The organism is Pseudomonas sp. TH06 (assembly GCF_016651305.1).
GTDB lineage: Bacteria > Pseudomonadota > Gammaproteobacteria > Pseudomonadales > Pseudomonadaceae > Aquipseudomonas.
In genome coordinates this window covers 3,192,793-3,218,226 of record NZ_JAEKEC010000001.1, presented here as the reverse complement: position 1 = coordinate 3,218,226, position 25,434 = coordinate 3,192,793, and the positions used below count along the sequence as shown (strand labels likewise).

Genomic DNA, 25,434 nt, shown 5'->3' with positions numbered 1-25,434 from the left:
GTGACTGGCATGATCCATCACGTAGTGGGACTTTTTACCCACCCCGATCAGGAATGGAAGGAAATCCGTGGCGACCAAGAGGAAAGCATCAGCCACATGTACCTGACACACACGCTGATTCTGGCGGCGATCCCCGCTGTCTCGGCGTTCATCGGCACCACACAGGTCGGTTGGGTAATCGGCAGTCGCGCGCCGGTCATGCTCACGGTCGAAAGCGCCATCTGGATGACCGTCATGTCGTACCTGGCGATGCTCGGCGGGGTCGCGGTCATGGGCGCCTTTGTGCACTGGATGGCCCGCACCTATGACGCCAACCCGAGCCTGGCCCGTTGCGTGGCGTTTGCCACCTACACCGCGACACCGTTGTTTGTCGGCGGGCTGGCGGCGCTGTATCCGCATATGTGGCTGGGGATGATCGTCGGCACGGCGGCCATCTGCTACACGGTTTACCTGCTGTATGTGGGGCTGCCGACCTTCATGAATATTCCATCGGACGAAGGTTTCCTGTTTTCCAGTTCAGTGCTGGCGGTGGGTCTGGTGGTGCTGGTGGCCATCATGGCGTTCACCGTGATCGTCTGGGGTCTGGGCGTGGGGCCGGTCTACACCAACTGACGCAATGACTCATCGAGAAAAACAAGATCTGCCAATACAGGCCGCCGCAAGGCGGCCTTCTCATATGGATGATGACCATTCGGCAGTTCGGCGATTCGCAAGTCCACAGGGTTGCGGCATACTCGACGCCTCTGGAGATCCATCAAGCATGCCCGAGCAACTCAATACCCGCGTCGAAGACTGTTACCAACTCGCTGAATCCTTTTTCAAACGTCATTTCCAACGCCCCGTGGTGAGCCTCAAGCTGCGCGGGCAAAAAGCCGGGGTCGCGCATCTGCACGAGAACCTGCTGCGCTTCAACCCGCAGTTGTACCGGGAAAACACCGAACACTTCCTCAAACAGACCGTGGCCCACGAAGTCGCGCACCTGATCGCCCATCAACTGTTCGGCGACCGCATCCAGCCCCACGGCGAGGAGTGGCAATTGATCATGCGTGGCGTCTATGAATTGCCGCCGGATCGCTGCCACACCTATGCAATCAAACGCCGCAGCGTGACCCGCTACATCTACAAATGCCCGTGCGCGGACAGTGATTTTCCGTTTTCGGCGCAGCGCCATAGCCTGGTGCGGCAGGGAAGGCGCTACCTGTGCCGGCGTTGTCGCAACACCTTGGTGTTCAGTGGTGAGATGCGGGTGGAGTAATTTGCAGTGTGACGACTGGCCCCATCGCGAGCAGGCTCACTCCTACAGGTGGAACGCATTTCAACTGTAGGAGTGAGCCTGCTCGCGATGAGGCCTCTACAGACGCTAAAGAATTACCTTGGCCGAACGCAATTCAGCAATCCGCTCAACACTGAACCCCAACTCCCCCAACACCTCATCCGTATGCTGCCCCAACACCGCCCCGATATGCCGCGGTGCCAGCAAGCCCTCTGAAAACTTCAACGGACAGGCCATCTGCGCCTGACTCGTCCCATCCCCACGCGGCACCTGCGTCACCAATTCCCGCGCCTGCAATTGCGGATGCTGCACCGCCTCGCCCAGACTCAACACCGGTTCGACACACGCGTCGATGCCGGCAAACAACTCGCACAGTTCGGCAAAGGCATGTTTTTCGAATTCGACCTTCAAAGCATCCTTCAGCGCCTGCTGTTGCTCGGGTTTCGGCGACAACCCTTGCGCCGCCAACTCCGGCCGGCTCAACGCCGTACACAACTGCTGCATGAACCCCGGTTCCAGACTACCCACAGACATCCAGCGGCCATCCCGGGAACGGTAGTAGTCGTAAAAGCTGCCGCCGTTGAGCATCTGATCTTCCCGACCCGGCGACTCACCGCAGGCCAGATACCCGGCGCCGGCCATGGCGTTCAGGCTGAACGCGCAGTCGGTCATGCTCACGTCCAGATGTGTGCCCTGCCCGCTTTGCTGCCGGGCAATCACCGCCGCCAGCAGCCCGATCACCCCGTGCAGCGAACCACCGGCAACATCCGCCACCTGCATGCCCAGCGGCAGCGGCCCGCTGTCGGCGCGACCGGTGTAACTGGAGAGCCCGGCCAGCGCCAGGTAGTTGATGTCATGCCCGGCGCGATCCTTGTACGGCCCGGTCTGGCCGTAGCCAGTGATCGACACGTATATCAGCTTCGGGTTGATCGCCTTCAGCGCTTCATAACCCAGGCCCAGACGCTCCATCACACCGGGGCGAAACTGCTCCAGGACGATGTCGTAATCGGCCAGCAGTTGCTTGACCACGTCCAGCGCTGCGGGTTGTTTCAGGTCGAGTGCTAGGCTGCGTTTGTTGCGATTGAGATAGGCATGACTGGCCGACATTCCCTGATCGTGGGGCGGCAATACCCGCAGCAGATCCAGACGCGTCGGCGACTCGATCCGCAGCACTTCGGCGCCCATGTCCGCCAGCAACAGCGAGGCAAACGGCCCCGGCAGCAGCGTCGAGAAATCGAGGATTTTCAGTGAGGCCAGCGGTGCGGACATGGGCGAACTCCTTGGGCGATGCACTCAGCCTAGGCAGCGATGCCGCGTACGGCAATCACCGGAAATGTCAGCGGGTGTGACCGTTACGCTCAAACAGCAGGCAATAAAAAACCCCTGTAGCGAGGGGATTTATCCCCGATGGGTCGCGAAGCGGCCCCCTCCTACAGCTAAAAAGAGGGGGGACTGCTGCGCACTCCATCGGGGCGGTGCGACGTTTCGCTAAATCCCCTCACCACAAGGGCTCTTCATAACCCGGCATCGCAGGGATGCCGGTTTTTTACTTACTTGACGTTGCTCGGCGTCGGGCCTTCAGCCACACCCAGATCATCTTCAGGACGGGTATCAGCAATACCGCGACCGCCCGATGCCAGCTCGGCTTGCAGGGTATCGGTGTCCAGCTCTTTCACCCACTTGGCAACCACGATGGTCGCTACAGCGTTACCCACCAGGTTGGTCAGTGCGCGCGCTTCAGACATGAAGCGGTCGATGCCGAGGATCAGCGCCAGACCGGCCACCGGCAGGTGACCTACCGCCGACAGGGTCGCCGCCAGCACGATGAAGCCCGAACCGGTCACACCGGCTGCGCCTTTGGAGGACAGCAGCAACACCACCAGCAGGGTGATCTGATGGGTGATGTCCATGTGCGTGTCAGTTGCCTGAGCAATGAACACGGCCGCCATGGTCAAGTAGATCGCGGTACCGTCGAGGTTGAACGAGTAACCGGTCGGGATCACCAGACCCACTACCGATTTCTTCGCGCCCAGACGCTCCATCTTGATCAGCATGCGTGGCAGTACCGATTCCGACGACGAGGTGCCGAGTACGATCAGCAGCTCTTCACGGATGTAGCGGATCATCTTCAGCACGCTGAAACCGTGCATGCGCGCGATACCGCCGAGCACGATCAGGATGAACGCCAGACACGTGATGTAGAAGCAGATCATCAGTTGACCCAACTGCACCAGCGAGCCGACACCGTAGGCACCGATGGTGAATGCCATCGCGCCGAAGGCACCGATTGGCGCGAGCTTCATGATCATGTTGATGATGTTGAACATCACGTGAGCGAAGCGATCGATGAAGTCGAGGATCGGACGACCGTAGTCACCCAGGCGATGCAGGGCGAAACCGAAGATCACCGAGAACATCAGCACTTGCAGGATGTCACCGGTCGCGAACGCGCCAACGATGGTGGTCGGAATCACGTTGAGCAGGAAGCCGACAACGCTCTGGTCAGCACCGGCTGCTACATAAGAAGCAACTTTCGAAGCGTCGAGGGTGGCGACGTCGATGTGCATGCCGTTGCCCGGCTGCACGACGTTGACCACGACCAGACCGACCAGCAGGGCGATGGTCGAAACGATTTCGAAGTACAGGAGTGCGTACCCACCGGTCTTGCCGACCGACTTCATGCTCTGCATGCCGGCGATGCCGCTGACCACGGTGCAGAAGATGATGGGGGCGATGATCATTTTGATCAGTTTGATGAACCCGTCACCCAGCGGTTTTACCGCCACGCCGAATTGCGGGTAGTAGTGACCGAGCGCGATACCGATACAAATTGCGACGATCACCTGGAAATACAGGGATTTGTACAGTGGCTGACGAGTCGTCATTGCAAGTTTCCTCAAGCGTCCCGCGTGACAACATCCATCTGTTGGCCGCGAAACCTGAATTGCGAACCCTCCTGCACTGGAGGGATTTGTTGTGTCGAGCGACGCCTTCTCCTGCCGGATCAACGCACGCTTCTGTCGCTCTTATCGCAAACGTCGTGCCACTTTGGTGCGTTTCGCTGCAAGCCTTTTGATATCAGGGATTACAGGGTTGTTTGTGTCACTGTCTGGTTACCCAAGTGTGGCGGATTTCCGCCAACTCGCCCGATCTCGTCCTACAATTTGGCGGAAATCCGCCTTGTTGCCCGGTTCACCCCCGGCTACCATCCGGCGCCAGAGGAAGGATTTGCCGCTTATGCGCGAACGCACCATCGCCAGTCATTTCGCCCGTGCCGCCCTCGGTGGCGCACGCCGCGTGGGGTTCGATTATTCGGACCTGCTGTTGCAATTGGGCATCAGCCCGGAATTGCTCGATGAACCGCGTGCACGCATCGCCCCGGAGCAGTTCACCCGTTTGATTCAGGGCCTGTGGCTGGCACTGGATGACGAGTACCTGGGTTTCGGCAAGGCCCCGAGCAAACCTGGCAGCTTCGCCATGATGTGCCACGCCTCGATTCATTGCCGCAATCTGGAGAAAGCCCTGCAACGCGGCTTATTGTTTTATAGCCTATTCCCGGATGCCCCGCGCTTGACGCTGAGCCGCGAAGACGAATGGGTGCGCCTGAGCCTCGACGATTCGCAGTTGTGGGACCCGGATCACTTTCTGAGCGAAAGCCTGCTGGTGATCTGGCATCGCCTCGGCAGTTGGCTGATCGGCCAGCGCATTCGTCTGGAGCAGGCGACGTTCAGCTACGCGAAACCTGCGCATGGCGCTGAGTACGACCTGCTGTTCCCCTGCCCTTTGGTGTTTTCAGCGGATCAAAGCAGCCTGCTGTTTCACAGCCGCTATCTGCACATGCCGCTGTTGCAGGACGAACGCACCCTCAAGCATTTCCTTGAACGCTCCCCCGCCGATCTGCTCTCGCGCCCCGACGGCGGCGACAGCCTCAGCAGCCGCCTGCGGCGTTTGCTCAGCAGCGACACTAACCGTTGGCCGGATCTGGAAGCCGTGGCCGCTCATTTGCATATCAGCCCGCAGACGCTGCGTCGGCATTTGCGCGAGGAAGGCAGCAGTTTTCAGGAGTTGAAAGATCAGTTGCGGCGGGATATCGCCATTTATCATTTGGGGCGGGCGGATTTGTCGTTGCAGCAGATTGCCGAGCAGTTGGGGTTTTCCGAACCGTCGGCGTTTCATCGAGCTTTCAAGAAGTGGACGGGGGTGACGCCGGGGGCTTATCGGGCGCAGGAGCAGTGAGGCCTGACGTCAAAAGCCTAACAATGTGCACTGTTGCAAAGAAAGCAGAAATTGAACTGGGTATGTTTATCAAGACTGTATCTTCTACTCTCACCCCACACTTTTTATCCTACTGGACCTTAGGTAACGATCACGTTGCACGATGTCTGAGCTGAGCCGGCGCTGTTTTCTATTTGACAAACATAAGTTCCGGCATCTTCTGGAAAGGTGGCGCGTGAATCAAGATACACAAACCCAGATTCCGCCGACAAGCCGGCCAAAATACGACTTCCCACCTGAAGTGGTGCTCCATTTTTAAACCACGATACTTTTATGGAAACGTCTTGGAGTGGCGTGAATTTCGCTTCTAAGTGCAACTGTCTCCCTTCTGCTACTTGAGCACCAACCAATACTGTCGTGAACTTCGGCATTTGCGACATTTTGAGCTCCTTTTAACCCTGATCATTTTTCTGAGCAATCTCGTTTACTGTTGCAAAACCATATAAAAAATCCAAAGAATTGGCACCTGTAATAACTGACAGTTTTTTAGAACTTTTAGGTATTAGAAAAATGAACAGCGACTATCTTCCGTATATTAATGCTCATGCAACTACCACTTATCCAAGGCTAAAAAACCCAACAGAGTATTGATACTGGTTCATATACGAAACCATGTCACCCATCCGTGAACGGCGCCTGAAAAATTGCCCTGCCATAAGAACAGCCTCGCCAACTGCAATACCGGCAGCAGCGCTCCCTACTTGACCGACACATAAGAATGCTCCGGCAGATCAAGTATCATCTGGAGCGGGCGAATTTGTCGTTGCAACAGATTGCCGAGCAGTTGGGGTTTTCCGAGCCGTAGGCGTTTCATCGGGCTTTCAAGAAGTGGACGGGGGTGACGCCGGCGGCTTATCGGGCGCAGGAGCAGTGAGGTGTCTTCGAGATCTCGCCCTCTGAAGTGGTTTTGTTTGTCTGGTTTTTTTGGGTTCTTGGGGATTGGGGGCATATCCGTTGCTGCGGGTGATGTTTCTGGCGGTTTCGCTCTTACAGCGAGTCACCTTTTCCAGACGCCGAAAAGGTAACCCAAAAGGCTTGGCCCCGGCGTACGGCACTTCGCCTAGGCTCAGTGTTCCCTCGCTACGGTGTCCATCCGGGGGCATCGCCTACGGTTTGCTGCGCTGCACCTCCTCTCGATGTGTTTGGCTTCGCCAAACGGCGCTGCGCGCCTAACCCCCGGATGAACACCTCCGCTCGGCCTGCCGAAGGGGCTGAAGAGCAACAGCAAAGCCAAAGCAGATCAAAAGATCGCAGCCTTCGGCAGCTCCTACAGGGACTGGGTGCAGCGGCCAGAGCTTGATTGGCTGTAAGGCCGTCATCGCTGGCAAGCCAGCTCCCACAGGGGTGGAGTACAACCGGCAGAAACAGGTCGGATGTCAGGCCGTCATCGCGAGCAGGCTCACTCCTACAATGGGATCGTATGCAGTCTGCTAGAGACTGGTCGGCTATCAGGCCGCCATCGCTGCCACAAAAAAACGAGTCCACCCCCAAACGCGGCGCATGCCGCCCCACTCAACACAATGAGCGTTAGCTCGAGTAAAGCTCTTGATCTAGAAGGCCCGTCGGAAGGCTGAGTGGAGGGATTGATCCGGGGGTGGGAGCGCAGCGACCGTTTGGCGCAGCCAAATGCATCGAGAGGAGGTGCAGCGAAGCAAACCGTAGGCGATGCGCCCGGATCGATCCCGCAGCGAAGGAACCCGAGCCACAGCGAGGGCCGTACGTCAGGGTAAAGCCTTTTTGGTTACTTTTTCGGCGTCTGGAAAAAGTGACCCGCCGTAAGGGCGGAACCCTAATCAGCAACACCCGCAGCAACGGATAAGCCCCCAAAACCCAGCCCCCCTCAAACCGCAGGAAAATGAATCCGAAACGCAGCCCCCCCCATAGGCGAATCCCCCAACATCAACTTCGCGTTGTAACTCTCGATAATGTCCTTGACCACAGCCAACCCGATCCCCTGCCCCGGATGCTGCCGATCCAGCCGCTCCCCACGCTCCAGAATCCGCGCCCGCTGATCCGGCGGCACCCCCGGCCCATCATCCTCAACACACAACTCAATCCCGGCAAGGCTCTCACGCACACTGATCCGCACCTCACCCAGACATAGCCGATAAGCGTTCTCCAGCAAGTTACCCATCATCTCCAGCAACGCGCCCTGCTCGATCGGCACATAACAATGCTCAGGCAGATCAAACGCCACCCGCACCCGCTTGTCGCGGTAGACCTTGTCCAACGTGTCACACAGACTTTTAAGCACCGGTTGCAGGCGCACCTGATGCCGCACCAGACCGCTTTTACGCAGACTGGCCCGCTGCAGTTGATAGCTGATCTGCTGACTCATCCGCTCGATCTGGCTCTGCAGCACCCACGCCTGATCCAGATCCTTGGGCCGCTGCGCCATGTCCTCACTGACACCCTGCAGCACCGCCAACGGCGTTTTCAGGCTATGCGCCAAGTCATCCAGAGAGTCGCGATAACGGCTGCGCTGCTGACGTTCGCTCAGCAGCAAGCGGTTCAGCGAGCCGGTCAGGCGCAGCAGTTCTCGCGGGTGTTGTTCGGTCAGGCTTTCACGGGTGCCGCCCTCGATTTCATCGAGTTCCTGACTGAGTTGACGCAAGGCCTTGAGGCCCCAGGTCAAGCCGATCCACAACAGCGCCAGCAGCACCAGCAAAGCGGCACCGAAGCCCAGATAGAGATTTTCGCGCAAGCCTTCGAGGGTCGTTTCGTACTCGCGCACCGGTTGCAGGGCGACGATGCTGAAGGCTGCACTTTTGCCACCGAGGAGCTTCACTTCAACGTCGTAGACGAAGAACTCCTGACCGTTGACCTCACGAATTCGCGCGAACTCGTTGCCGAGTCCGTCGTATCGCGGTTTGTAGTTGATCTGCTCTTCCTGGGTGGCTTTCGAGCGCCATACCAGATGCCCTTCACGGTCGTAGATATAGCCAAGCAAGCGGAAGTCGGCGAGGTTGAAACGCTCGTCCGGCAATTGCGTCGGCATGACCAGTTTGCCGTTTTCAATGCGCGCGGCCGAGATCAGCGTGGTGACGTCCGAGGCCAGGCGCTGCTCGATCGAGTCCTGCAACGCGAGGCTGAACGCGCCCTGCATGGCCGGCAGCAAGGCGAGCATGAACAACACCGCCAACGTGGTGGCGGCGAGCATCAGCCGAACGCGAAGCGAACGAATCAAGTGCAGCGCTCATTGAACAGGTAGCCGAGGCCCCGCACGGTGTCGATCGGTTTGAACCCGGCCGGGCCTTCGAGCTTGCGGCGCAAGCGGCCGACCAGCACTTCGATGACGTTCGGATCGCGCTCGTCGTCGTCCGGATAGAGTTGTTCCATCAAGCGATCCTTGGGCACCACTTGCTGGTGATGGCGCATGAGGTATTCGAGGATCCGGTACTCATACGCAGTCAGTGCCAGCGGTTGCTCGTCGAGGGTCGCCTGCTTGCGATTGAGGTCAAGTAACAGCGGGCCGGCAACGATGGTCGACTGGGTGAAACCGCTGGAACGGCGCAGCAAGGCATTCAGACGTGCGTCGAGTTCTTCGAACTGGAACGGCTTGACCACGTAATCGTCGGCACCGGCAGCGAGGCCTTCGACCTTGTCCTGCCAGTTGCCGCGCGCGGTGAGGATCAGGATCGGGAAGGTCTTGCCGCCCGAGCGCAACTGGCGAATCAGATCGAGACCGCCCATGCCCGGCAGACCGAGATCGATCACCGCCAGGTCAAAGTTGAACTGTCCGGTCTGGTACAACGCCTCTTCGGCATTGGCCACGGACTCGACCACATGACCGCTCTCCGTCAGACGGGTTTGCAGGTGATGGCGCAACAGCGCTTCATCTTCGACGACCAACAGTTTCATATCGCTCTCCCGGGCAAATCAAAAATCTCCAGTAACACACCTGTGGGAGCGAGCCTGCTCGCGAAGGCTGTGTCTCAGTCGACTTATTCATCGACTGATTCAGCACTTTCGCGAGCAGGCTTGCTCCCACATTGAGTCTGGCGGCAACTCCTTAGAAATTGTAGTTGGCCGACAGGTAAGTCTGCGCGCTGCTGTTCAAGTCCAGCGAGCCTTGTTTGCTGCCACCGCTCTCTTTCATTTCGGTGCTGGCGTTGCTCATCAGATAACGGTAACCGAGTTCGACCGAAGTGTTTTGCGAGACTTGCTGCAATACACCGAACTGACCGCCGACGGCATAACCGATGTCACTGTCGCGGCTGTAGCCTGGCGAGTCCTGGGTCAGCTTGGTCAGACCGGCAGTCGCACCGCCGAACAATTTGGTCGTGCCGCCCACCGGGTAGAACAGATCGTAGCTGCCCAGCAGGTTTTCCTGGCGCAGTTTAATGCCATTGTGCGAACCGGACACGTTGTCGTAGGTGGCGTAGTAGCGGCCCTGCGAGTTTTGCTGGCCGAGCCGTACGCCGTAGGTGTTGTTGCCGTCGATCGCGCCGGTCGCGTTCGGGTGATCAAGGTTGTTGTTCAGCGCACGGGACTTGTCGATCTTGTCACTGGTCTGGCCGAAGGTCAGGCCGGCGAAGTTCGAAGTGGTGTCGGCCTGGGCCGCGACACTGGCGCTCATTACGGTCAATGCCAGCAGCAGTTTATTAAAACGAGTCATGGAGTTTCCTCTTTCACAGTGCTGTTTGGGTATGGCGCAAGGTTACTGACCCTCCCCTGTACCGCCCCTGAACACTCTCTGAACCTGACCTGAATCAAATCGACTAGGCTGTTCTGAGCACTTTTCGCCAAGGAGACCGATCATGCGCCTGTACCTCGCCCTCATCTTGCTGGCCGTCAGCAGCCTCACCCAAGCCGCAATCAAGACTGAAGAAATCCCCTATCAAAGCGCCGACGGCACGCAGCTGATTGGCTACTACGCCTACGACGACGCCATCAAAGGCAAACGCCCGGGGATTGTCGTGGTGCACGAATGGTGGGGCCTGAACGAATACGCCAAGCGCCGCGCGCGGGATCTGGCTGAACTTGGCTACAGCGCGCTGGCGATTGATATGTACGGTGAAGGCAAGAACACCGAGCACCCAAAAGACGCCATGGCGTTCATGCAGGCGGCGACCCAGGATGCGGCGGCTTCCAGCAAACGATTCGAGGCAGGGCTGAACCTGCTGAAGAAACAACCGCAGACCGACGTGAACAAACTTGCGGCCATCGGTTACTGCTTCGGCGGTGGCGTGGTGCTGAATGCGGCGCGCCAGGGTGAGCCGCTGGCTGGAGTGGTGAGTTTCCACGGCGCACTGGCGACCAAGACCCCGGCCACGCCCGGCAGTGTGAAGGCGAAAATTCTGGTGGAGCATGGCGCCCTGGACAGCATGGTCACGCCGGATAACGTCAGCGCCTTCAAATCAGAAATGGACAAGGCCGGTGCTGACTACAAGTTCGTCAGCCTGGAGGGCGCCAAGCATGGCTTTACCAATCCGGATGCCGATCGCTTGAGCCACGGCGAGCATGGCGGCCCGGATATCGGCTACAACAAGGCGGCCGATGAAAAATCCTGGGCGGACATGAAAGCGTTCTTCCAGAAGATCTTCAGCTGACTCAGAGACTGCATGACTTACCTGTGGCGAGGGAGCTTGCTCCCGCTCGACGGCGAAGCCGTCGCAAAACCGGCCGATCAGGTCTACCTGACAGACCTGAATCGCAGTTTTCGGGGCCGCTCCGCGCGCCAGCGGGAGCAAGCTCCCTCGCCACAAAAGCGGTATCTGCTCTACCCCTTCCCTGTGCTAACCGGCAAAATGCCCGCCATGAATCCTACCCCCGCCCTGCCCGCCTGCTGCACCCCGCTCAATGCCCATTGGCCGTTGCCGACGGTGTTGCCTGATACCGTGTTGCTCAGCACCCATTTCGATCCGGCACAACTGCTCGGCGATGACTTCCAGCGCAGCGCCATCGAGCCACCGCCAAGCATTCAGCGCTCGGTGGCCAAGCGGCAGGCGGAGTTTCTCGCCGGGCGCATCTGCGCCCGTGCGGCATTGCAACAATTGGAAGGCACAACGGTGATCCCGGCGATTGGCGAAGATCGTGCACCGGTGTGGCCGGCACATATCTGCGGCTCGATCACCCACAGCACCGGGCGCGCCGCAGCGATTGTCGCCAACAAGCAGCATTGGCGCGGTTTGGGCATGGATCTCGAAAACCTGCTCAACCCCGAGCGCGCCGAGCGTCTCGCCGGGGAAATCCTCATACCGGCAGAGATGCAGCGCATGGCGGCAGGTGGGCGGGATCAGTTGGCGTTGCTGGTGACGCTGACGTTTTCGGTGAAGGAGAGTTTGTTCAAGGCGCTGTACCCGATCGTGCAAAAGCGCTTTTACTTCGAACATGCTGAAGTGCTGGAGTGGACGGAACACGGCCATGTGCGCCTGCGTTTGTTGACGGACCTGTCGAATGAATGGTGCAACGGCACAGAACTGGACGCGCAGTTCGGGGTGCAGGATGGACAATTGTTGAGTCTGGTCAGCATTCCTGCTTGAGGGTTTGCACTGCATGGTTAGGCCCTATCGCGAGCAGGCTCACTCCTACACGGGAACGCATTCCAACTGTAGGAGTGAGCCTGCTCGCGATGAGGTCAGCCAAGCCGCCACAAATCTCAGCGGCGTTCCTGATTCCTCGGCCAGCTCAGGCTGAAGCAAGCCCCACCCAGACTCTTGCTCTTGCCAATGATCGCCCGGCCGTCATGCCAGTGGATGATCCGCCGCACAATCGACAAGCCCAATCCATGTCCGCCTGACGCCCGGGTGCGGCTGTCATCCAGACGCAGGAACGGCGTGAAGATTCGCTCCCACGCCACTTCCGGCACACCTGGGCCGTCGTCCTCGACGTCCACCCGGCAACGCAGTTGCCCGACCTGATAACTCACCGTAACATTCGAACGCGCATGGCGCATGGCGTTGCTCACCAGATTCTGCAATGCCCGGTGCAAATAACGCGGCTCGGCCTCGACCCAGGCATCGTCGTTATCCGCAGCCGACAGGCACAAGCCGCGCTGCACCGTGACCCCGGCGCGCAACGGCGCCAGTTCTTCGATGACCTGATTGACCAGCGCGTCGAGATCAATGCGCTGGAACGTCAGCGCCGGCGAGCCCTGCTCCAGCCGCGCATAGGTGAGCATTTCGTCGACCAGTTTATCGAGGTCCTCGATGTCGTGATCCATGCCCTCACGGTACTTTTCCAGCGCTTGCGGGGTGGCCGCCGAACCGATCATCTCCAGACCGAAACGCAAGCGCGCCACCGGCGTGCGCAACTCGTGGGACACCGCGCGCACCAGTTCGCGCTGGATCGCCAGCAACTGCTGCAAATGCTCAGCCATTTTGTTGAACGCCGAGGCCAGGCGCCCGACCGAGTCAGCACCGCGCGCCGGCACACGGGTTTCCAGGCTGCCCTTGGCGATGCGCGTGGCCGCCGCTTCGAGGCCGCGCAAACGCCGTTCGAGCTGGCGCACCAACAGATAAACGATAAGGCCGATCAAACTCAGGCCAAGCGCGGCGATCAACACCAGCCACTCCGGCGGATACGGATTCATCTGATACAGCGGACCGATTTCCAGCACCCACGGTGTGCCGACCATGCCGGCAAACACGCGGATCGAATCGCCGCCCTTGCCCAGCGCCATCACCGTGTCGCCCTCGGACACGCGTCGGCTCTGATCTTCATCCATGTCGGCGTCGTTCACCGTGACCAGACGCAGATCGAACCCGAAGCCCTTCTCTTGCTTTATCTGCGCCAGCCGCTTGGGTTGTTCGCCCACTGGCACACGCACCAGCTCATCGGCCAGCAGATAAATGGTCGCGCGGGCCAATTGCTCGCTGATCTGCTGCACCTCTCCGACCAGCACCAGCTGTTCCTTGTCGCTGACCAGCCGGTAGACCTTTGCGGCATGCGGCCCGGTCTGCTCCACCAGCGCCTGACCACGCTGCACCCGAGTGCGCTGGGTCAGGTCTAGGTCGGTCTCGGCAAACTTTTTCAACGCCAGCGGAATTCCGAGCAAACGCTCCCACACCAGCAGCGCACGATGGCGCTCGGTTTCGTTCATCGGTTGCAGGTTGTCGGCCATCAGCGAGAACGTGCCATGGGCCAGGCGCTCGCGGTATTGCTCGCTGCGCACCTGGTTAAGCAGGTTCAGCGCGAGCACGCCGAGCACCGCCACCAGAATCAGCGCTGCGCACATGCCGCCGTAAATGCGCAGGAAGATCGAGTTCACAGCGGCAGGTCTGCGCAGGCTTCCGGGACAAACAGATAGCCTTTGCTGCGGATGGTCTTGATCAGGCGCGGGTGATCGGGGTCATCGCCGATTTTCGGGCGGATGCGCGAGATGCGCACATCGATCGAGCGATCCTGGCCGTCATAGCCGATGCCGCGCAGAGCGGTGAAGATTTCTTCGCGAGACAGAATTCGCCCGGCATTGGATACCAACAGCCAGAGCAGATCGAATTCGGCGCTGGTCAACTCGATGCCGTTGTTGCTCAACCAGGCTTCGCGCAAAGCATCGTCGACCACCAGCGGACCGAATTGCAGTCGACGGCTTTTTTCCGTGGCGGGCCCCGGTGTGTCACTGCGTCGCAGCAACGCCTGGATCCGCGCCAGCAACAGGCGCGGGCGCACCGGTTTGCAGACGTAATCGTCGGCGCCCAGATCAAGCCCCTGAATCTGGTCGGCATCGTCGGTACGCGCCGTGAGCATCAGGATCGGCCCGTCATAACGGTCGCGCACCTTGCGGCAGATGCTCAGGCCATCTTCACCGGGCAGCATCAGATCGAGGATCACCAGATCCGGTTGTTCCTTGATGATCCGCGCCGCCGCCTGCGCACCATTGCCTTCGATTTCGACACGCAGTCCATTGGCTTGCAGGTAGTCGCGAGTGAGTTCGGCCAGACGCAGATCATCCTCGACTATCAATACCTGAAAGGCTTGTTGCTCCACCGGTGACCTCTGCTTGCTGTTTTTATTAATAGAAGGAGCGCTTCAACCATCTCCTACAGGAAATACGCGTTTTTTCGCGTGATCCTCCCGTCCTTTTGTCATCTTTTCGGAGGATAAGAATGACTGCGCATGGCCCGATTGTATAAACGGCGTACAGCCAGAACACAAGTCGGTAAATGCGTTCGGACAAGGCGGTTTTTTGTGATAGGGTTCGCGCCCTTAAAAATCCGCTGAAGCGTTTTTCCAGGTGAAAAAACAGTGACAAACGGTCTAGCTCAGCAGGTTCGCGGCCTACACGCGAATTCACCGTTTCGCACACAATTTACGCACAGGTTTATCCACAGGCTATACATTGCAATAGCCACCCAAAACGCATTATCTTGTACCCCGCGTTCAAAAAAACCCTACATGTAGGGTTTGAGACAAAAAAACCAAACACAAACCGGACAGGGAATTCAAGGCTTTTTATTGCCATTGTCAGGTTGAACCAAACGTATTTTTACCAGCCCAAACCGCACCTGCGGATGGCTACCGTTTTTCAGTCGGCCACGACGATTACGGTACGGGTGTTGCAGTCCGAAACTGCTCCCCGAAAGGAATGCGGTTTGACGCGTATCGCGCGAACCGAAGACTTCGGCATGGAAGCGGCGCCCACAAGGCCCCTTCCTGAACTGTCCCGAAGTCGTTATGCCCGGCGCGTGCCGGTTGTAGTGCTTCAGGACGGAACGGTGGGCACCGTGATGGTGCCCAAACAAACATAGAGAACGTGGAGACACCCATGCAAACCGACACAACTCGCGAGAACCCGCAGGGCACCTTGCCGCAGGCCGCCGATTCGACTTCGGATCTGGCAGCCACCGCGCCTGGTCAACTGCGCGTGATCAAGCGTAATGGCACTGTCGTTCCTTACACCGATGACAAGATCACCGTCGCTATCACCAAAGCGTTTCTCGCAGTTGAGGGCGGCACCGCTGCCGCTTCGTCGCGAATCCACGACACCGTTGCCCGCCTGACCGAACAGGTCACCGCGACCTTCAAGCGTCGCATGCCATCGGGCGGCACCATCCACATCGAAGAAATCCAGGACCAGGTCGAACTGGCCCTGATGCGTGCCGGCGAGCAGAAAGTTGCGCGCGACTACGTGATCTACCGTGACGGTCGTTCGAAAGAACGCGCTGCCCACGCCCCCGCCGAAGAAGCGGTCAACGCGCATCCGTCGATCCGCATCACCCGCGCAGACGGCAGCTTCGCACCGCTCGACATGGGCCGTCTGAACACCATCGTCACCGAGGCCTGCGAAGGTCTGGAAGAAGTCGACGGCGACCTGATCCAGCGCGAAACCCTGAAAAACCTGTACGACGGCGTGGCCCTGACCGACGTCAACACCGCACTGGTGATGACTGCCCGTACCTTGGTTGAGCGCGAGCCGAACTACTCGTTCGTGACCGCCCGCCTGCTGATGGACACCCTGCGTGCCGAAGGCCTGAACTTCCTCGAAGTCGCCGAAAGTGCCACCCATCACGAAATGGCCGACCTGTACGCCAAGGCCCTGCCGGCTTACATCGCCAAAGGTATCGAGTTCGAACTGCTGAACCCTGTGCTGGCCACCTTCGACCTGGAAAAACTGGGCAAGGCGATCAACCACGAGCGCGATCAGCAATTCACCTACCTGGGCCTGCAAACCCTGTACGACCGCTACTTCATCCACAAGGATGGCGTGCGTTTCGAACTGCCGCAGATCTTCTTCATGCGCGTGGCCATGGGCCTGGCGATCGAAGAAAAGCAGAAAGAAGACCGTGCGATCGAGTTCTACAACCTGCTGTCGTCGTTCGACTACATGTCGTCGACCCCGACACTGTTCAACGCCGGTACCCTGCGTCCACAGCTGTCGAGCTGCTACCTGACCACCGTTCCGGACGACCTGTCGGGCATCTACCACGCGATCCACGACAACGCCATGTTGTCGAAATTCGCTGGCGGCCTGGGCAACGACTGGACCCCGGTGCGCGCATTGGGTTCGTACATCAAAGGCACCAACGGCAAGTCGCAGGGCGTGGTTCCGTTCCTGAAAGTTGTGAACGACACCGCCGTCGCCGTTAACCAGGGTGGCAAGCGCAAAGGCGCTGTCTGTGCTTACCTGGAAACCTGGCACATGGACATCGAGGAGTTCATCGAACTCCGCAAGAACACCGGTGATGATCGTCGTCGTACCCACGACATGAACACCGCCAACTGGATCCCTGACCTGTTCATGAAGCGTGTCTTCGATGACGGCAAGTGGACCCTGTTCTCGCCATCCGAAGTTCCGGACCTGCACGACCTGACCGGTAAAGCCTTCGAAGAGCGCTACGAGTACTACGAAGCCCTGACCGAGTACCCGGGCAAGGTCAAGCTGTTCAAGACCATCCAGGCCAAAGACCTGTGGCGCAAAATGCTCTCCATGCTGTTCGAAACCGGCCACCCATGGCTGACTTTCAAAGACCCGTGCAACCTGCGTAGCCCGCAGCAGCACGTCGGCGTGGTTCACAGCTCGAACCTGTGCACCGAGATCACCTTGAACACCAACAAGGACGAGATCGCCGTTTGCAACCTGGGCTCGATCAACCTGCCGAACCACATCGTCGACGGCAAGCTGGACACCGCCAAGCTGCAACGCACCGTCAACACTGCCGTGCGCATGCTCGACAACGTGATCGACATCAACTACTACTCGGTGCCACAAGCGAAGAACTCCAACTTCAAGCACCGTCCAGTGGGTCTGGGCATCATGGGCTTCCAGGATGCGCTGTACCTGCAGCACATTCCTTACGGTTCCGACGCTGCCGTCGAGTTCGCCGACAAGTCGATGGAAGCGGTCAGCTACTACGCAATCCAGGCTTCCTGCGACCTGGCTGACGAGCGCGGCTCGTACGAAACGTTCAACGGTTCGCTGTGGTCCAAAGGCATCCTGCCGCTGGACTCGCAACAGATCCTGATCGAACAACGCGGCCAGAAGTACATCGACGTTGACCTGAACGAAACCCTCGACTGGGCACCGGTTCGCGCCCGTGTACAGAAAGGCATTCGTAACTCCAACATCATGGCCATCGCACCGACCGCGACCATCGCCAACATCACTGGCGTATCGCAGTCGATCGAACCGACCTACCAGAACCTGTATGTGAAATCGAACCTGTCGGGCGAATTCACCGTGATCAACCCGTACCTGGTTCGCGACCTCAAGGCTCGCGGTCTGTGGGACTCGGTCATGATCAACGACCTGAAGTACTACGACGGTTCGGTTCAGCAGATCGAGCGCATCCCGCAAGAACTCAAAGAGCTCTACGCGACCGCGTTCGAAGTGGACACCAAGTGGATCGTTGACGCCGCCAGCCGTCGTCAGAAGTGGATCGACCAGGCCCAATCGCTGAACCTGTACATCGCCGGCGCATCGGGCAAGAAGCTGGACGTGACCTACCGCATGGCTTGGTACCGTGGTCTGAAAACCACTTACTACCTCCGTGCCCTGGCCGCGACCAGCACCGAGAAGTCGACCATCAACACCGGCAAGCTGAACGCTGTTTCCAGCGGCGGCAACCACGGTGACGATTCGGTATTGGCAGCACCTGCCGGTCCGGCACCAGTACCAAAGGCTTGCGCGATCGACGAGCCGGATTGCGAAGCTTGCCAATAAGCTGAGCTGAGTCAGGCGTCGCAAGACGCTTGATGCTTTCCAGGCAAAAGAAACCCCCGACAGACTTCTGGTTTGTCGGGGGTTTTCTTTTGCCTGGAAAAAACCACAGACTTAAAAAACGGCGAAGCCCTGATTACGGGCCCCGCCGTTTTAATGTTGCAACCTGCGTCAGCCCATCAAGGACTCGGTCATTGCCTGCCCTACCACCGGAATGGTGAAGGAATCGCCGTTGTTGGTGTAGAAGGTTTCAATGGTGTTGGCGCCCTTGTTCCAATCCTTCAGGAACAGACCGGAGTCCAGGTTGCCATTCTGCACGTCTGCAGCATTGAAGATGTAGACGCCTTGGTCGTTTGTCATGATGCGGACATCATTGAAACTCTGGATGTTTTTCAGGGTGACGATATCGATGCCTGTGGTGCCGTCATCGGAAATCGCAACCATGGTTTTGGAAGACACGAAATAGGCATCGCTGCCCTCGCCACCATAAGCGTCACCGGAAGCATTCAGGTACAGCTTGTCCGCACCCGCCCCGCCATGCAGTTCATAGCCATGACCTGAGCCCGTCAACGTATCGTTACCGTCGCCCCCGTTGGCAATGCCTGAAAAGACCGTGATGTTGTCATTACCGGCTTCACCATAGAAGACCGACCCCACGTCGCGCACATATCCCATGATGTAATCATCGCCGTTGCCGCCATAAATGGTGTCGGCCTGGTTTTCCGTCGAGACAGATACGGCCAGAGCGCTGATATCCGTGAAGCCATGACCGTACAGAGTGTCGTTGCCATCACCGCCATACAGGATGTCGTTACCGTCTCCCCCTTCCAACAGGTTGGCGTAGGCGTTACCGGTCAAGGTGTCATTGAACGCCGAACCGATCAGGTTATCGATATTGATGAGCACATCACCTTGGGCATCGCCGCCGGCGACGGAACCTGTCAAAAGATTGATCTGCACTGCATCGGAACTATTGAAGTACCAGGCGCCATCACCTCGACCCACACCGGTCAAGGTATCCGCACCGCCGCCGCCAATGAAGCTCTCGGCAGTTCTGGCACTGCCGGTAAAAGTGTCGGCATAACTTGTGCCCTGGAACGCCTCGATCGAGGTGTAGACGTCGCCCGCAGCAATACCGGTAAGCACTGTTGGACTCAAGTCCAGCGTGACCCCGGATGTCTCACTCGCAAAGCTGAGGATGTCGATGCCGCCACTCCCGTCGAAATTATCTGCACCCAGCCCACCGACGAAGATATCGCCGGAATTCGATCCCCGAATTTGCTCGATACCGACATACGTATCACCCAAGGCGATGCCGGAATTCACGCCAGTCTTGGCGTTGATCGTCACACCGATTGGGCTGTCGATATAGCTGGCGACGTCAAAACCATTGCCACCAATAAATTGGTCAGCACCCGCACCACCCGACAGCGTGTCGTTGTTGGCACCGCCAGTGATGATGTTGTCCAGGCCGTTGCCGAAACCGGTGAAAACGCTGTTGCCAACGTAAGTCAGGCGTTCGACATTGTCGGCCAGACGCAAATTAGTAAGCACGGTGCGTACTTCGTCATCGCCACCGCCAGCGGTTTCGATCACGTTGACTGCGTTACCGTTGACGAAATACACGTCGTTACCGGTGCCGCCGATCAGTTTGCTGCCCGCAAGGTTCGCGGTCAGCGAGTCATCGAAGGACGAGCCGATCACGGTTTCGATGTTGTACAGCCGATCGCCCTGCGCATCACCGCCAACACCGGCCAGACCACCGACCAGACTGACTGTCACACCGCTCGCCGAACCTGAGTAATCAACGGTGTCGTTGTTGCCCATCGAGCCATCGAACGTGTCGGCGGCGGCGCCACTGATAAAAATGTCGTCAGAGTTCGAACCTTGAATCACTTCAATGCCGACATACGTATCACCCTCGGCAATGCCGGTGTGGACGCCGGTTTTGGTGTTGATGGTGATCGAGCCAGGGCTGTCGATGTAGCTCACGGTATCGGAGCCAGCTCCGCCGATGAACTGGTCAGCACCCGCACCACCCGACAGCGTGTCGTTGTTGGCACCGCCAGTGATGACGTTGTCCAGGCCGTTGCCGAAACCGGTGAAAACGCTGTTGCCAACGTAAGTCAGGCGTTCGACATTGTCGGCCAGACGCAAATTAGTAAGCACGGTGCGTACTTCGTCATCGCCACCGCCAGCGGTTTCGATCACGTTGACTGCGTTACCGTTGACGAAATACACGTCGTTACCGGTGCCGCCGATCAGTTTGCTGCCCGCAAGGTTCGCGGTCAGCGAGTCATCGAAGGACGAGCCGATCACGGTTTCGATGTTGTACAGCCGATCGCCCTGCGCATCACCGCCAACACCGGCCAGACCACCGACCAGACTGACTGTCACACCGCTCGCTGAACCTGAGTAATCAACGGTGTCGTTGTTGCCCATCGAGCCATCGAACGTGTCGGCGGCTGCGCCACTGATGAAAATGTCGTCAGAGTTCGAACCTTGAATCACTTCAATGCCGACATACGTATCACCCTCGGCAATGCCGGTGTGGACGCCGGTTTTGGTGTTGATGGTGATCGAGCCAGGGCTGTCGATGTAGCTCACGGTATCGGAGCCAGCTCCGCCGATGAACTGGTCAGCGCCTGCGCCGCCCGACAGCGTGTCGTTGTTGGCACCGCCAGTGATGACGTTGTCCAGGCCGTTGCCGAAACCGGTGAAAACGCTGTTGCCAACGTAAGTCAGGCGTTCGACATTGTCGGCCAGACGCAAATTAGTAAGCACGGTGCGTACTTCGTCATCGCCACCGCCAGCGGTTTCGATCACGTTGACTGCGTTACCGTTGACGAAATACACGTCGTTACCGGTGCCGCCGATCAGTTTGCTGCCCGCAAGGTTCGCGGTCAGCGAGTCATCGAAGGACGAGCCGATCACGGTTTCGATGTTGTACAGCCGATCGCCCTGCGCATCACCGCCAACACCGGCCAGACCACCGACCAGACTGACTGTCACACCGCTCGCCGAACCTGAGTAATCAACGGTGTCGTTGTTGCCCATCGAGCCATCGAACGTGTCGGCGGCGGCGCCACTGATGAAAATGTCGTCAGAGTTCGAACCTTGAATCACTTCAATGCCGACATACGTATCACCCTCGGCAATGCCGGTGTGGACGCCGGTTTTGGTGTTGATGGTGATCGAGCCAAGGCTGTCGATGTAGCTCACGGTATCGGAGCCAGCTCCGCCGATGAACTGGTCAGCGCCTGCGCCGCCCGACAGCGTGTCGTTGTTGGCACCGCCAGTGATGATGTTGTCCAGACCGTTGCCGAAACCGGTGAAAACGCTGTTGCCAACGTAAGTCAGGCGTTCGACATTGTCGGCCAGACGCAAATTAGTAAGCACGGTGCGTACTTCGTCATCGCCACCGCCAGCGGTTTCGATCACGTTGACTGCGTTACCGTTGACGAAATACACGTCGTTACCGGTGCCGCCGATCAGTTTGCTGCCCGCAAGGTTCGCGGTCAGCGAGTCATCGAAGGACGAGCCGATCACGGTTTCGATGTTGTACAGCCGATCGCCCTGCGCATCACCGCCAACACCGGCCAGACCACCGACCAGACTGACTGTCACACCGCTCGCCGAACCTGAGTAATCAACGGTGTCGTTGTTGCCCATCGAGCCATCGAACGTGTCGGCGGCTGCGCCACTGATGAAAATGTCGTCAGAGTTCGAACCTTGAATCACTTCAATGCCGACATACGTATCACCCTCGGCAATGCCGGTGTGGACGCCGGTTTTGGTGTTGATGGTGATCGAGCCAAGGCTGTCGATGTAGCTCACGGTATCGGAGCCAGCTCCGCCGATGAACTGGTCAGCGCCTGCGCCGCCCGACAGCGTGTCGTTGTTGGCACCGCCAGTGATGACGTTGTCCAGACCGTTGCCGAAACCGGTGAAAACGCTGTTGCCAACGTAAGTCAGGCGTTCGACGTTGTCGGCCAGACGCAAATTAGTAAGCACGGTGCGTACTTCGTCATCGCCACCGCCAGCGGTTTCGATCACATTGACTGCGTTACCGTTGACGAAATACACGTCGTTGCCGGTGCCGCCGATCAGGTTGGTGCCTGCCGCATTAGCGGTCAGAGAGTCATTAAAGGCAGACCCGATAACGCTTTCAATCGAGGTTAAGGTATCGCCCTGAGCATCTCCGCCAACGCCTGTTCCAGCGGTCAGATTGACGGTTACTCCTGCCGTCGAACTGGCGTAGGACGCGGTATCGATACCGTTCCCGCCATTCAAGACATCAGCACCTGCTCCGCCATCCAGCAGGTCATTGCCCTCACCACCACTCAGCGAGTCATTTCCTGCAAACCCATACAACTCATCCGCACTAGACGTGCCTACCAGTGTGTCCGTACCCGACGTTCCGTTTATAACTGCCATTGTTTCTTCCTTGCCTTTTTGATAAATCGATAGTCAACGCAATACTTCAGAATCGCCTCGATAAGGCCGAGTACTTTTGAGCGTGGTCATTAATGAGACGTTTAACCGCCTTGCAACCAGAGGTCTCCATGACCTGCAGAAGTTTGACGCGCCCCCTCTTCTGCTCGGGGCATCTGCAATTACTGCACCACAGCTACCGACGAACGGTAGGTATCTGTGAAAAGCCTGACCCCGGGCAAAAAAAAACCGACGCCCTGGGGCGTCGGTTTTCAGTACAGCTATCAGATCACATCAGGTCATCTGAATGATGGTCTGCATGATGGTGCTCTGAGTGGAAATGGTCTTGGCGTTCGCCTGATAGTTGCTCTGGCCCTTGATCAGGTCCACCAGCTCGTTGGTCAGGTTAACGTTGGACTCTTCCAGCGAGTTGGACTGGATGGAACCCAGAGTGCCGGTTTCCGGAGCGTCATAACCCGGAATACCCGAAGCGAATGTTTCCTTCCAACTGGTGCCGCCGATCGCTTGCAGGCCTTGTTCGTTGGTGAAGCTGGCCAGCGCAACCTGGCCGATGGCCTTGTTCTGGTTGTTGCTGAAGTTGGCGAACAGCGTACCGGTGCCGTCGATGGTCAGGTTGGTGATCTGGCCTGTGGCGTAACCATCCTGAGTCGGAATCGTGCGCGAAGTGTCAGCGTTATATTGAGTGGTCTTGGCCATGGAGATGGTCACGCCAGCCGTGTTGGCCGCTGCGCCGTTAGGCGTAAAGACGCCGTTGGTCACAGTGCCCGGTTTCCAGGTCGTCAGCTTCAAGTCGCTGCTGATGAAAGGCTTGGTAGCATCCGCCGGGTTCGGTGTGCTGACCTGAGTCAAATTGCCAGAGCTGTCGAACGTCAGCGTCGAAGCAACCGGAGGCGTAAGCGGATCGTTCGGATTGCTACCGGTAGCATCCGGGTTACGACCGTCAACCAGGGTGTAGACCTTCCAGGTGTTTTCGCCGGTCTTCACCATGTACTGATCCATGACGTGGGAGTTACCCTGCGTGTCATAGATCGGCGTGCTGAACGACTTGGTGTAAGTCTCGAGTTTAGTCGGGTCGAACTTGACCGCGTTGGTGCCAGTATCAACGATCACTTTTTCCGACGAGTTCAGGTTGATGCTCGACGTCACCGACGAAGTCGATTTCGGCGCCAGGTTCGAGGTGTCGAGCTTCAGGTCGGTCAATACACCATTGATGATCTTGCCGTTGGCATCCACACCGTAGCCTTGCAGGCGCGAGGTGTAATCGGTGTTGGTGATGAAGCCCTTATCGTCAACCTTGAACGTACCGGCACGGGTGTAAGAGATCGAGCCGTTGTTGCTCATGGTGAAAAAGCCCGAACCGTTGATACCCATGTCCAACACGTTGCCGGTGTTGTTGATGTCACCCTGGGTGAACTGTTGGGAAACGTTGGCCAGGCGCACGCCGTTGCCGATCACTTTGCTGCCGGTACCCAGACGAGTTGCCGAGTACACGTCTTCGAATTCTGCGCGGGACGATTTGAAACCGGCGGTTGCGACGTTGGCGATGTTGTTGCCGGTCACGTCCAGTTGTTTGTTGGCTGCATAGAGACCGCTAAGGCCGATATTGAAAGACATATTCCACTCCTTTGTGCCGGTTAGTCGGCTCTATATACCAATGGTTTGTACTTTGGACAGGGCAACGGAGCCCTTGCCGGACAGATTGAGCATCAGCTCGCCGCCGGTCTGGCTGATCGTGACGCTGTTGACGGTGGCTGGCAGGTAAGTCGCCAGGTCCGTCGCGGTGCCGTTGATCGGTGCGTTGGCCTTGAAGGTGTATGTGCCAACAGGCACGACGGTGCCGGCAGTGTCTTTGCCATCCCAAGTGAAGCTGGCGGCGCCCGCAGCGCGGCTACCCAGGTCGATAGTGCGAACAGTCTTGCCGTCCTTGTCGGTGATGGTCACGGTGCCACCAGCGATGGACGAAGGCACGGTGACCGAGCCGGTCAGGCCTTTGGTCGGGTCATCGAGCTGTGCAGTATTGGTCTGCACGATCACGTTGCGACCGACCAGCGACGAAGCTTGCAGCGCTTGCGAGGAGTTGTAGTTGCCAGCAAGGCCACTCACGGTGGAGTTCAGCGTGGTAATACCTTCCAGGCTACTGAACTGTGCCAACTGGGCAACGAATGCACTGTTGTCCTGCGGATCGAGCGGGTTCTGGTTTTTCAGCTGGGTGACCAGCAATTGCAAGAACGCGTCCTTGCCCAGCGCCTGGCCACCGGTAGAGCTGTTAGTGGCCGAAGCAATGCCATCGGCTGTCGAACTGGTCTTTTTCGACGAGTTGGCCAACAGGTCCTTGGTGCTTATGGTGTTGCTGACATCGGAAACACTCATGGCAATCGCCCCTTATTACTGACCGAGGGTCAGTACCTTCTGCATCATGGTTTTCGCGGTGTTCATCATTTCGGCGTTGGTCTGGAACGAACGGCTCGCGGAAATCATGTCAGCCATCTCTTCCACCACGTTGACGTTCGGGTAGTAGACGTAGCCTTTGGCGTCGGCCGCCGGATGGTTCGGCTCGTAACGCGCTTCGAGGTTGCTCTGGTCTTCGACCACACCCAGCACCTGCACGCCTTGACCGGCGGCATCCTGGCTCTGGAACAGCGAGTTGCTGCCGCTGTTCTGGCCGCCCTGGAACATGGTGGCGAACACCGGGTGACGGGCGCGGTAGGTCTGGTCGATGCTCGACGAGACGGTTTCGGCGTTGGCGATGTTCGAAGCCACGGTGTTCAGACGTGTGGTCTGTGCGCTCATGCCGCTGCCGGCAATGTTGAAAACGCTGGACAGGGACATG

At 58.4% G+C, this 25,434-nt stretch carries 17 protein-coding genes and 3 pseudogenes; 8 read left to right on the top strand and 12 right to left on the bottom strand.

Annotation, left to right across the window (positions count from 1 at the left end):
• The first annotated feature begins 9 nt into the window (after positions 1 to 9).
• Both JFT86_RS14460 and JFT86_RS14455 read left to right on the top strand, forming a co-directional pair.
• Positions 10 to 612: a Yip1 family protein gene (locus JFT86_RS14460; protein ID WP_003227189.1), complete on the top strand. Its 603-nt coding sequence runs from the start codon at positions 10 to 12 to the stop codon at positions 610 to 612.
• A 148-nt stretch (positions 613 to 760) separates the two neighbouring features.
• Complete coding sequence (locus tag JFT86_RS14455) at positions 761 to 1,255, top strand: SprT family zinc-dependent metalloprotease (protein ID WP_025112945.1); 495 nt, start codon at positions 761 to 763, stop codon at positions 1,253 to 1,255.
• 105 nt (positions 1,256 to 1,360) lie between these two features.
• Here the strand turns inward: JFT86_RS14455 and JFT86_RS14450 are convergent, their stop codons facing one another.
• Both JFT86_RS14450 and JFT86_RS14445 read right to left on the bottom strand, forming a co-directional pair.
• Positions 1,361 to 2,542, bottom strand: coding sequence for a CaiB/BaiF CoA-transferase family protein (locus tag JFT86_RS14450; protein ID WP_201237181.1), 1,182 nt, complete (start codon positions 2,540 to 2,542; stop codon positions 1,361 to 1,363).
• 281 nt (positions 2,543 to 2,823) lie between these two features.
• Entirely contained in the window at positions 2,824 to 4,158 is a 1,335-nt protein-coding gene (locus tag JFT86_RS14445) for a dicarboxylate/amino acid:cation symporter (RefSeq protein ID WP_103306885.1), read from the bottom strand.
• Between the two features lie 352 nt (positions 4,159 to 4,510).
• On the opposite strand from JFT86_RS14445, the pseudogene JFT86_RS29395 reads away from it, so the two are divergent.
• A pseudogene (locus JFT86_RS29395) lies at positions 4,511 to 5,107 on the top strand (AraC family transcriptional regulator); the annotation flags it as partial.
• Between the two features lie 138 nt (positions 5,108 to 5,245).
• Positions 5,246 to 5,509 (top strand): annotated as a pseudogene (locus JFT86_RS29390) (helix-turn-helix transcriptional regulator); the annotation flags it as partial.
• Positions 5,510 to 5,628: 119 nt separating this feature from the next.
• Here JFT86_RS29390 and JFT86_RS14435 read toward each other — a convergent pair.
• Complete coding sequence (locus tag JFT86_RS14435) at positions 5,629 to 5,928, bottom strand: hypothetical protein (RefSeq protein WP_201232425.1); 300 nt, start codon at positions 5,926 to 5,928, stop codon at positions 5,629 to 5,631.
• Positions 5,929 to 6,263: 335 nt separating this feature from the next.
• Here JFT86_RS14435 and JFT86_RS14430 point away from each other — a divergent pair.
• A pseudogene (locus JFT86_RS14430) lies at positions 6,264 to 6,422 on the top strand (helix-turn-helix domain-containing protein); the annotation flags it as partial.
• A gap of 966 nt (positions 6,423 to 7,388) precedes the next feature.
• Here JFT86_RS14430 and JFT86_RS14425 read toward each other — a convergent pair.
• The 3 genes from JFT86_RS14425 to JFT86_RS14415 form a co-directional block, all read right to left on the bottom strand.
• The gene (locus JFT86_RS14425; RefSeq protein ID WP_201237179.1) at positions 7,389 to 8,735 is read right to left on the bottom strand and encodes an ATP-binding protein; all 1,347 of its coding nucleotides are present in this window, start codon (positions 8,733 to 8,735) and stop codon (positions 7,389 to 7,391) included.
• Positions 8,732 to 9,409 carry a response regulator transcription factor gene (locus tag JFT86_RS14420; protein ID WP_008079190.1) on the bottom strand — a complete coding sequence of 226 codons (678 nt, stop codon included), beginning with the start codon at positions 9,407 to 9,409 and terminating at the stop codon, positions 8,732 to 8,734. Before JFT86_RS14420 ends, JFT86_RS14425 begins: the two co-directional genes overlap by 4 nt.
• A 151-nt stretch (positions 9,410 to 9,560) precedes the next feature.
• A complete protein-coding gene (locus JFT86_RS14415; RefSeq protein WP_201237178.1) occupies positions 9,561 to 10,166 on the bottom strand; it encodes a hypothetical protein in 606 nt (201 codons plus the stop codon).
• A gap of 142 nt (positions 10,167 to 10,308) precedes the next feature.
• Here JFT86_RS14415 and JFT86_RS14410 point away from each other — a divergent pair, with 142 nt between their 5' ends.
• Together JFT86_RS14410 and JFT86_RS14405 are read left to right on the top strand one after the other, a co-directional pair.
• A complete protein-coding gene (locus JFT86_RS14410) occupies positions 10,309 to 11,100 on the top strand; it encodes a dienelactone hydrolase family protein (RefSeq protein ID WP_201237177.1) in 792 nt (263 codons plus the stop codon).
• 207 nt (positions 11,101 to 11,307) lie between these two features.
• On the top strand, positions 11,308 to 12,033 hold the full coding sequence (locus tag JFT86_RS14405; RefSeq protein ID WP_201237176.1) for a 4'-phosphopantetheinyl transferase superfamily protein: 726 nt from the start codon (positions 11,308 to 11,310) through the stop codon (positions 12,031 to 12,033).
• Positions 12,034 to 12,149: 116 nt separating this feature from the next.
• Here the strand turns inward: JFT86_RS14405 and JFT86_RS14400 are convergent, their stop codons facing one another.
• Positions 12,150 to 13,760, bottom strand: a complete 1,611-nt coding sequence (locus JFT86_RS14400; RefSeq protein ID WP_201237175.1) for an ATP-binding protein — start codon at positions 13,758 to 13,760, stop codon at positions 12,150 to 12,152.
• Positions 13,757 to 14,479, bottom strand: coding sequence for a response regulator (locus tag JFT86_RS14395; protein WP_201237174.1), 723 nt, complete (start codon positions 14,477 to 14,479; stop codon positions 13,757 to 13,759). Before JFT86_RS14395 ends, JFT86_RS14400 begins: the two co-directional genes overlap by 4 nt.
• A 778-nt stretch (positions 14,480 to 15,257) precedes the next feature.
• Here JFT86_RS14395 and JFT86_RS14390 point away from each other — a divergent pair.
• Positions 15,258 to 18,152 carry a ribonucleoside-diphosphate reductase subunit alpha gene (locus tag JFT86_RS14390; protein WP_201237173.1) on the top strand — a complete coding sequence of 965 codons (2,895 nt, stop codon included), beginning with the start codon at positions 15,258 to 15,260 and terminating at the stop codon, positions 18,150 to 18,152.
• A 168-nt stretch (positions 18,153 to 18,320) separates the two neighbouring features.
• Here JFT86_RS14390 and JFT86_RS14385 read toward each other — a convergent pair whose 3' ends face one another.
• The 4 genes from JFT86_RS14385 to flgC all read right to left on the bottom strand — a co-directional run bounded on the left by JFT86_RS14385 (position 18,321) and on the right by flgC (position 25,433).
• Positions 18,321 to 22,586 (bottom strand): calcium-binding protein, encoded by a 4,266-nt coding sequence (locus JFT86_RS14385; RefSeq protein ID WP_201237172.1) that lies wholly within the window; start codon positions 22,584 to 22,586, stop codon positions 18,321 to 18,323.
• 291 nt (positions 22,587 to 22,877) lie between these two features.
• Positions 22,878 to 24,218, bottom strand: coding sequence for a flagellar hook protein FlgE (gene flgE / locus JFT86_RS14380; RefSeq protein WP_201237171.1), 1,341 nt, complete (start codon positions 24,216 to 24,218; stop codon positions 22,878 to 22,880).
• Between the two features lie 30 nt (positions 24,219 to 24,248).
• On the bottom strand, positions 24,249 to 24,974 hold the full coding sequence (flgD, locus tag JFT86_RS14375) for a flagellar hook assembly protein FlgD (protein WP_201237170.1): 726 nt from the start codon (positions 24,972 to 24,974) through the stop codon (positions 24,249 to 24,251).
• 15 nt (positions 24,975 to 24,989) lie between these two features.
• Positions 24,990 to 25,433: a flagellar basal body rod protein FlgC gene (gene flgC / locus JFT86_RS14370; protein ID WP_003227217.1), complete on the bottom strand. Its 444-nt coding sequence runs from the start codon at positions 25,431 to 25,433 to the stop codon at positions 24,990 to 24,992.
• Between the last annotated feature and the right edge of the window lies 1 nt (position 25,434).

Bases quoted from the DNA above. Each gene is read 5' to 3' on its own strand.
- JFT86_RS14460 (WP_003227189.1), top strand. From the start codon at position 10: ATGATCCATCACGTAGTGGGACTTTTTACCCACCCCGATCAGGAATGG.
- JFT86_RS14455 (WP_025112945.1), top strand. From the start codon at position 761: ATGCCCGAGCAACTCAATACCCGCGTCGAAGACTGTTACCAACTCGCT.
- JFT86_RS14450 (WP_201237181.1), bottom strand. From the start codon at position 2,542: ATGTCCGCACCGCTGGCCTCACTGAAAATCCTCGATTTCTCGACGCTG.
- JFT86_RS14445 (WP_103306885.1), bottom strand. From the start codon at position 4,158: ATGACGACTCGTCAGCCACTGTACAAATCCCTGTATTTCCAGGTGATC.
- JFT86_RS14435 (WP_201232425.1), bottom strand. From the start codon at position 5,928: ATGTCGCAAATGCCGAAGTTCACGACAGTATTGGTTGGTGCTCAAGTA.
- JFT86_RS14420 (WP_008079190.1), bottom strand. From the start codon at position 9,409: ATGAAACTGTTGGTCGTCGAAGATGAAGCGCTGTTGCGCCATCACCTG.
- JFT86_RS14415 (WP_201237178.1), bottom strand. From the start codon at position 10,166: ATGACTCGTTTTAATAAACTGCTGCTGGCATTGACCGTAATGAGCGCC.
- JFT86_RS14410 (WP_201237177.1), top strand. From the start codon at position 10,309: ATGCGCCTGTACCTCGCCCTCATCTTGCTGGCCGTCAGCAGCCTCACC.
- JFT86_RS14405 (WP_201237176.1), top strand. From the start codon at position 11,308: ATGAATCCTACCCCCGCCCTGCCCGCCTGCTGCACCCCGCTCAATGCC.
- JFT86_RS14390 (WP_201237173.1), top strand. From the start codon at position 15,258: ATGCAAACCGACACAACTCGCGAGAACCCGCAGGGCACCTTGCCGCAG.
- JFT86_RS14385 (WP_201237172.1), bottom strand. From the start codon at position 22,586: ATGGCAGTTATAAACGGAACGTCGGGTACGGACACACTGGTAGGCACG.
- flgE (WP_201237171.1), bottom strand. From the start codon at position 24,218: ATGTCTTTCAATATCGGCCTTAGCGGTCTCTATGCAGCCAACAAACAA.
- flgD (WP_201237170.1), bottom strand. From the start codon at position 24,974: ATGAGTGTTTCCGATGTCAGCAACACCATAAGCACCAAGGACCTGTTG.
- flgC (WP_003227217.1), bottom strand. From the start codon at position 25,433: ATGTCCCTGTCCAGCGTTTTCAACATTGCCGGCAGCGGCATGAGCGCA.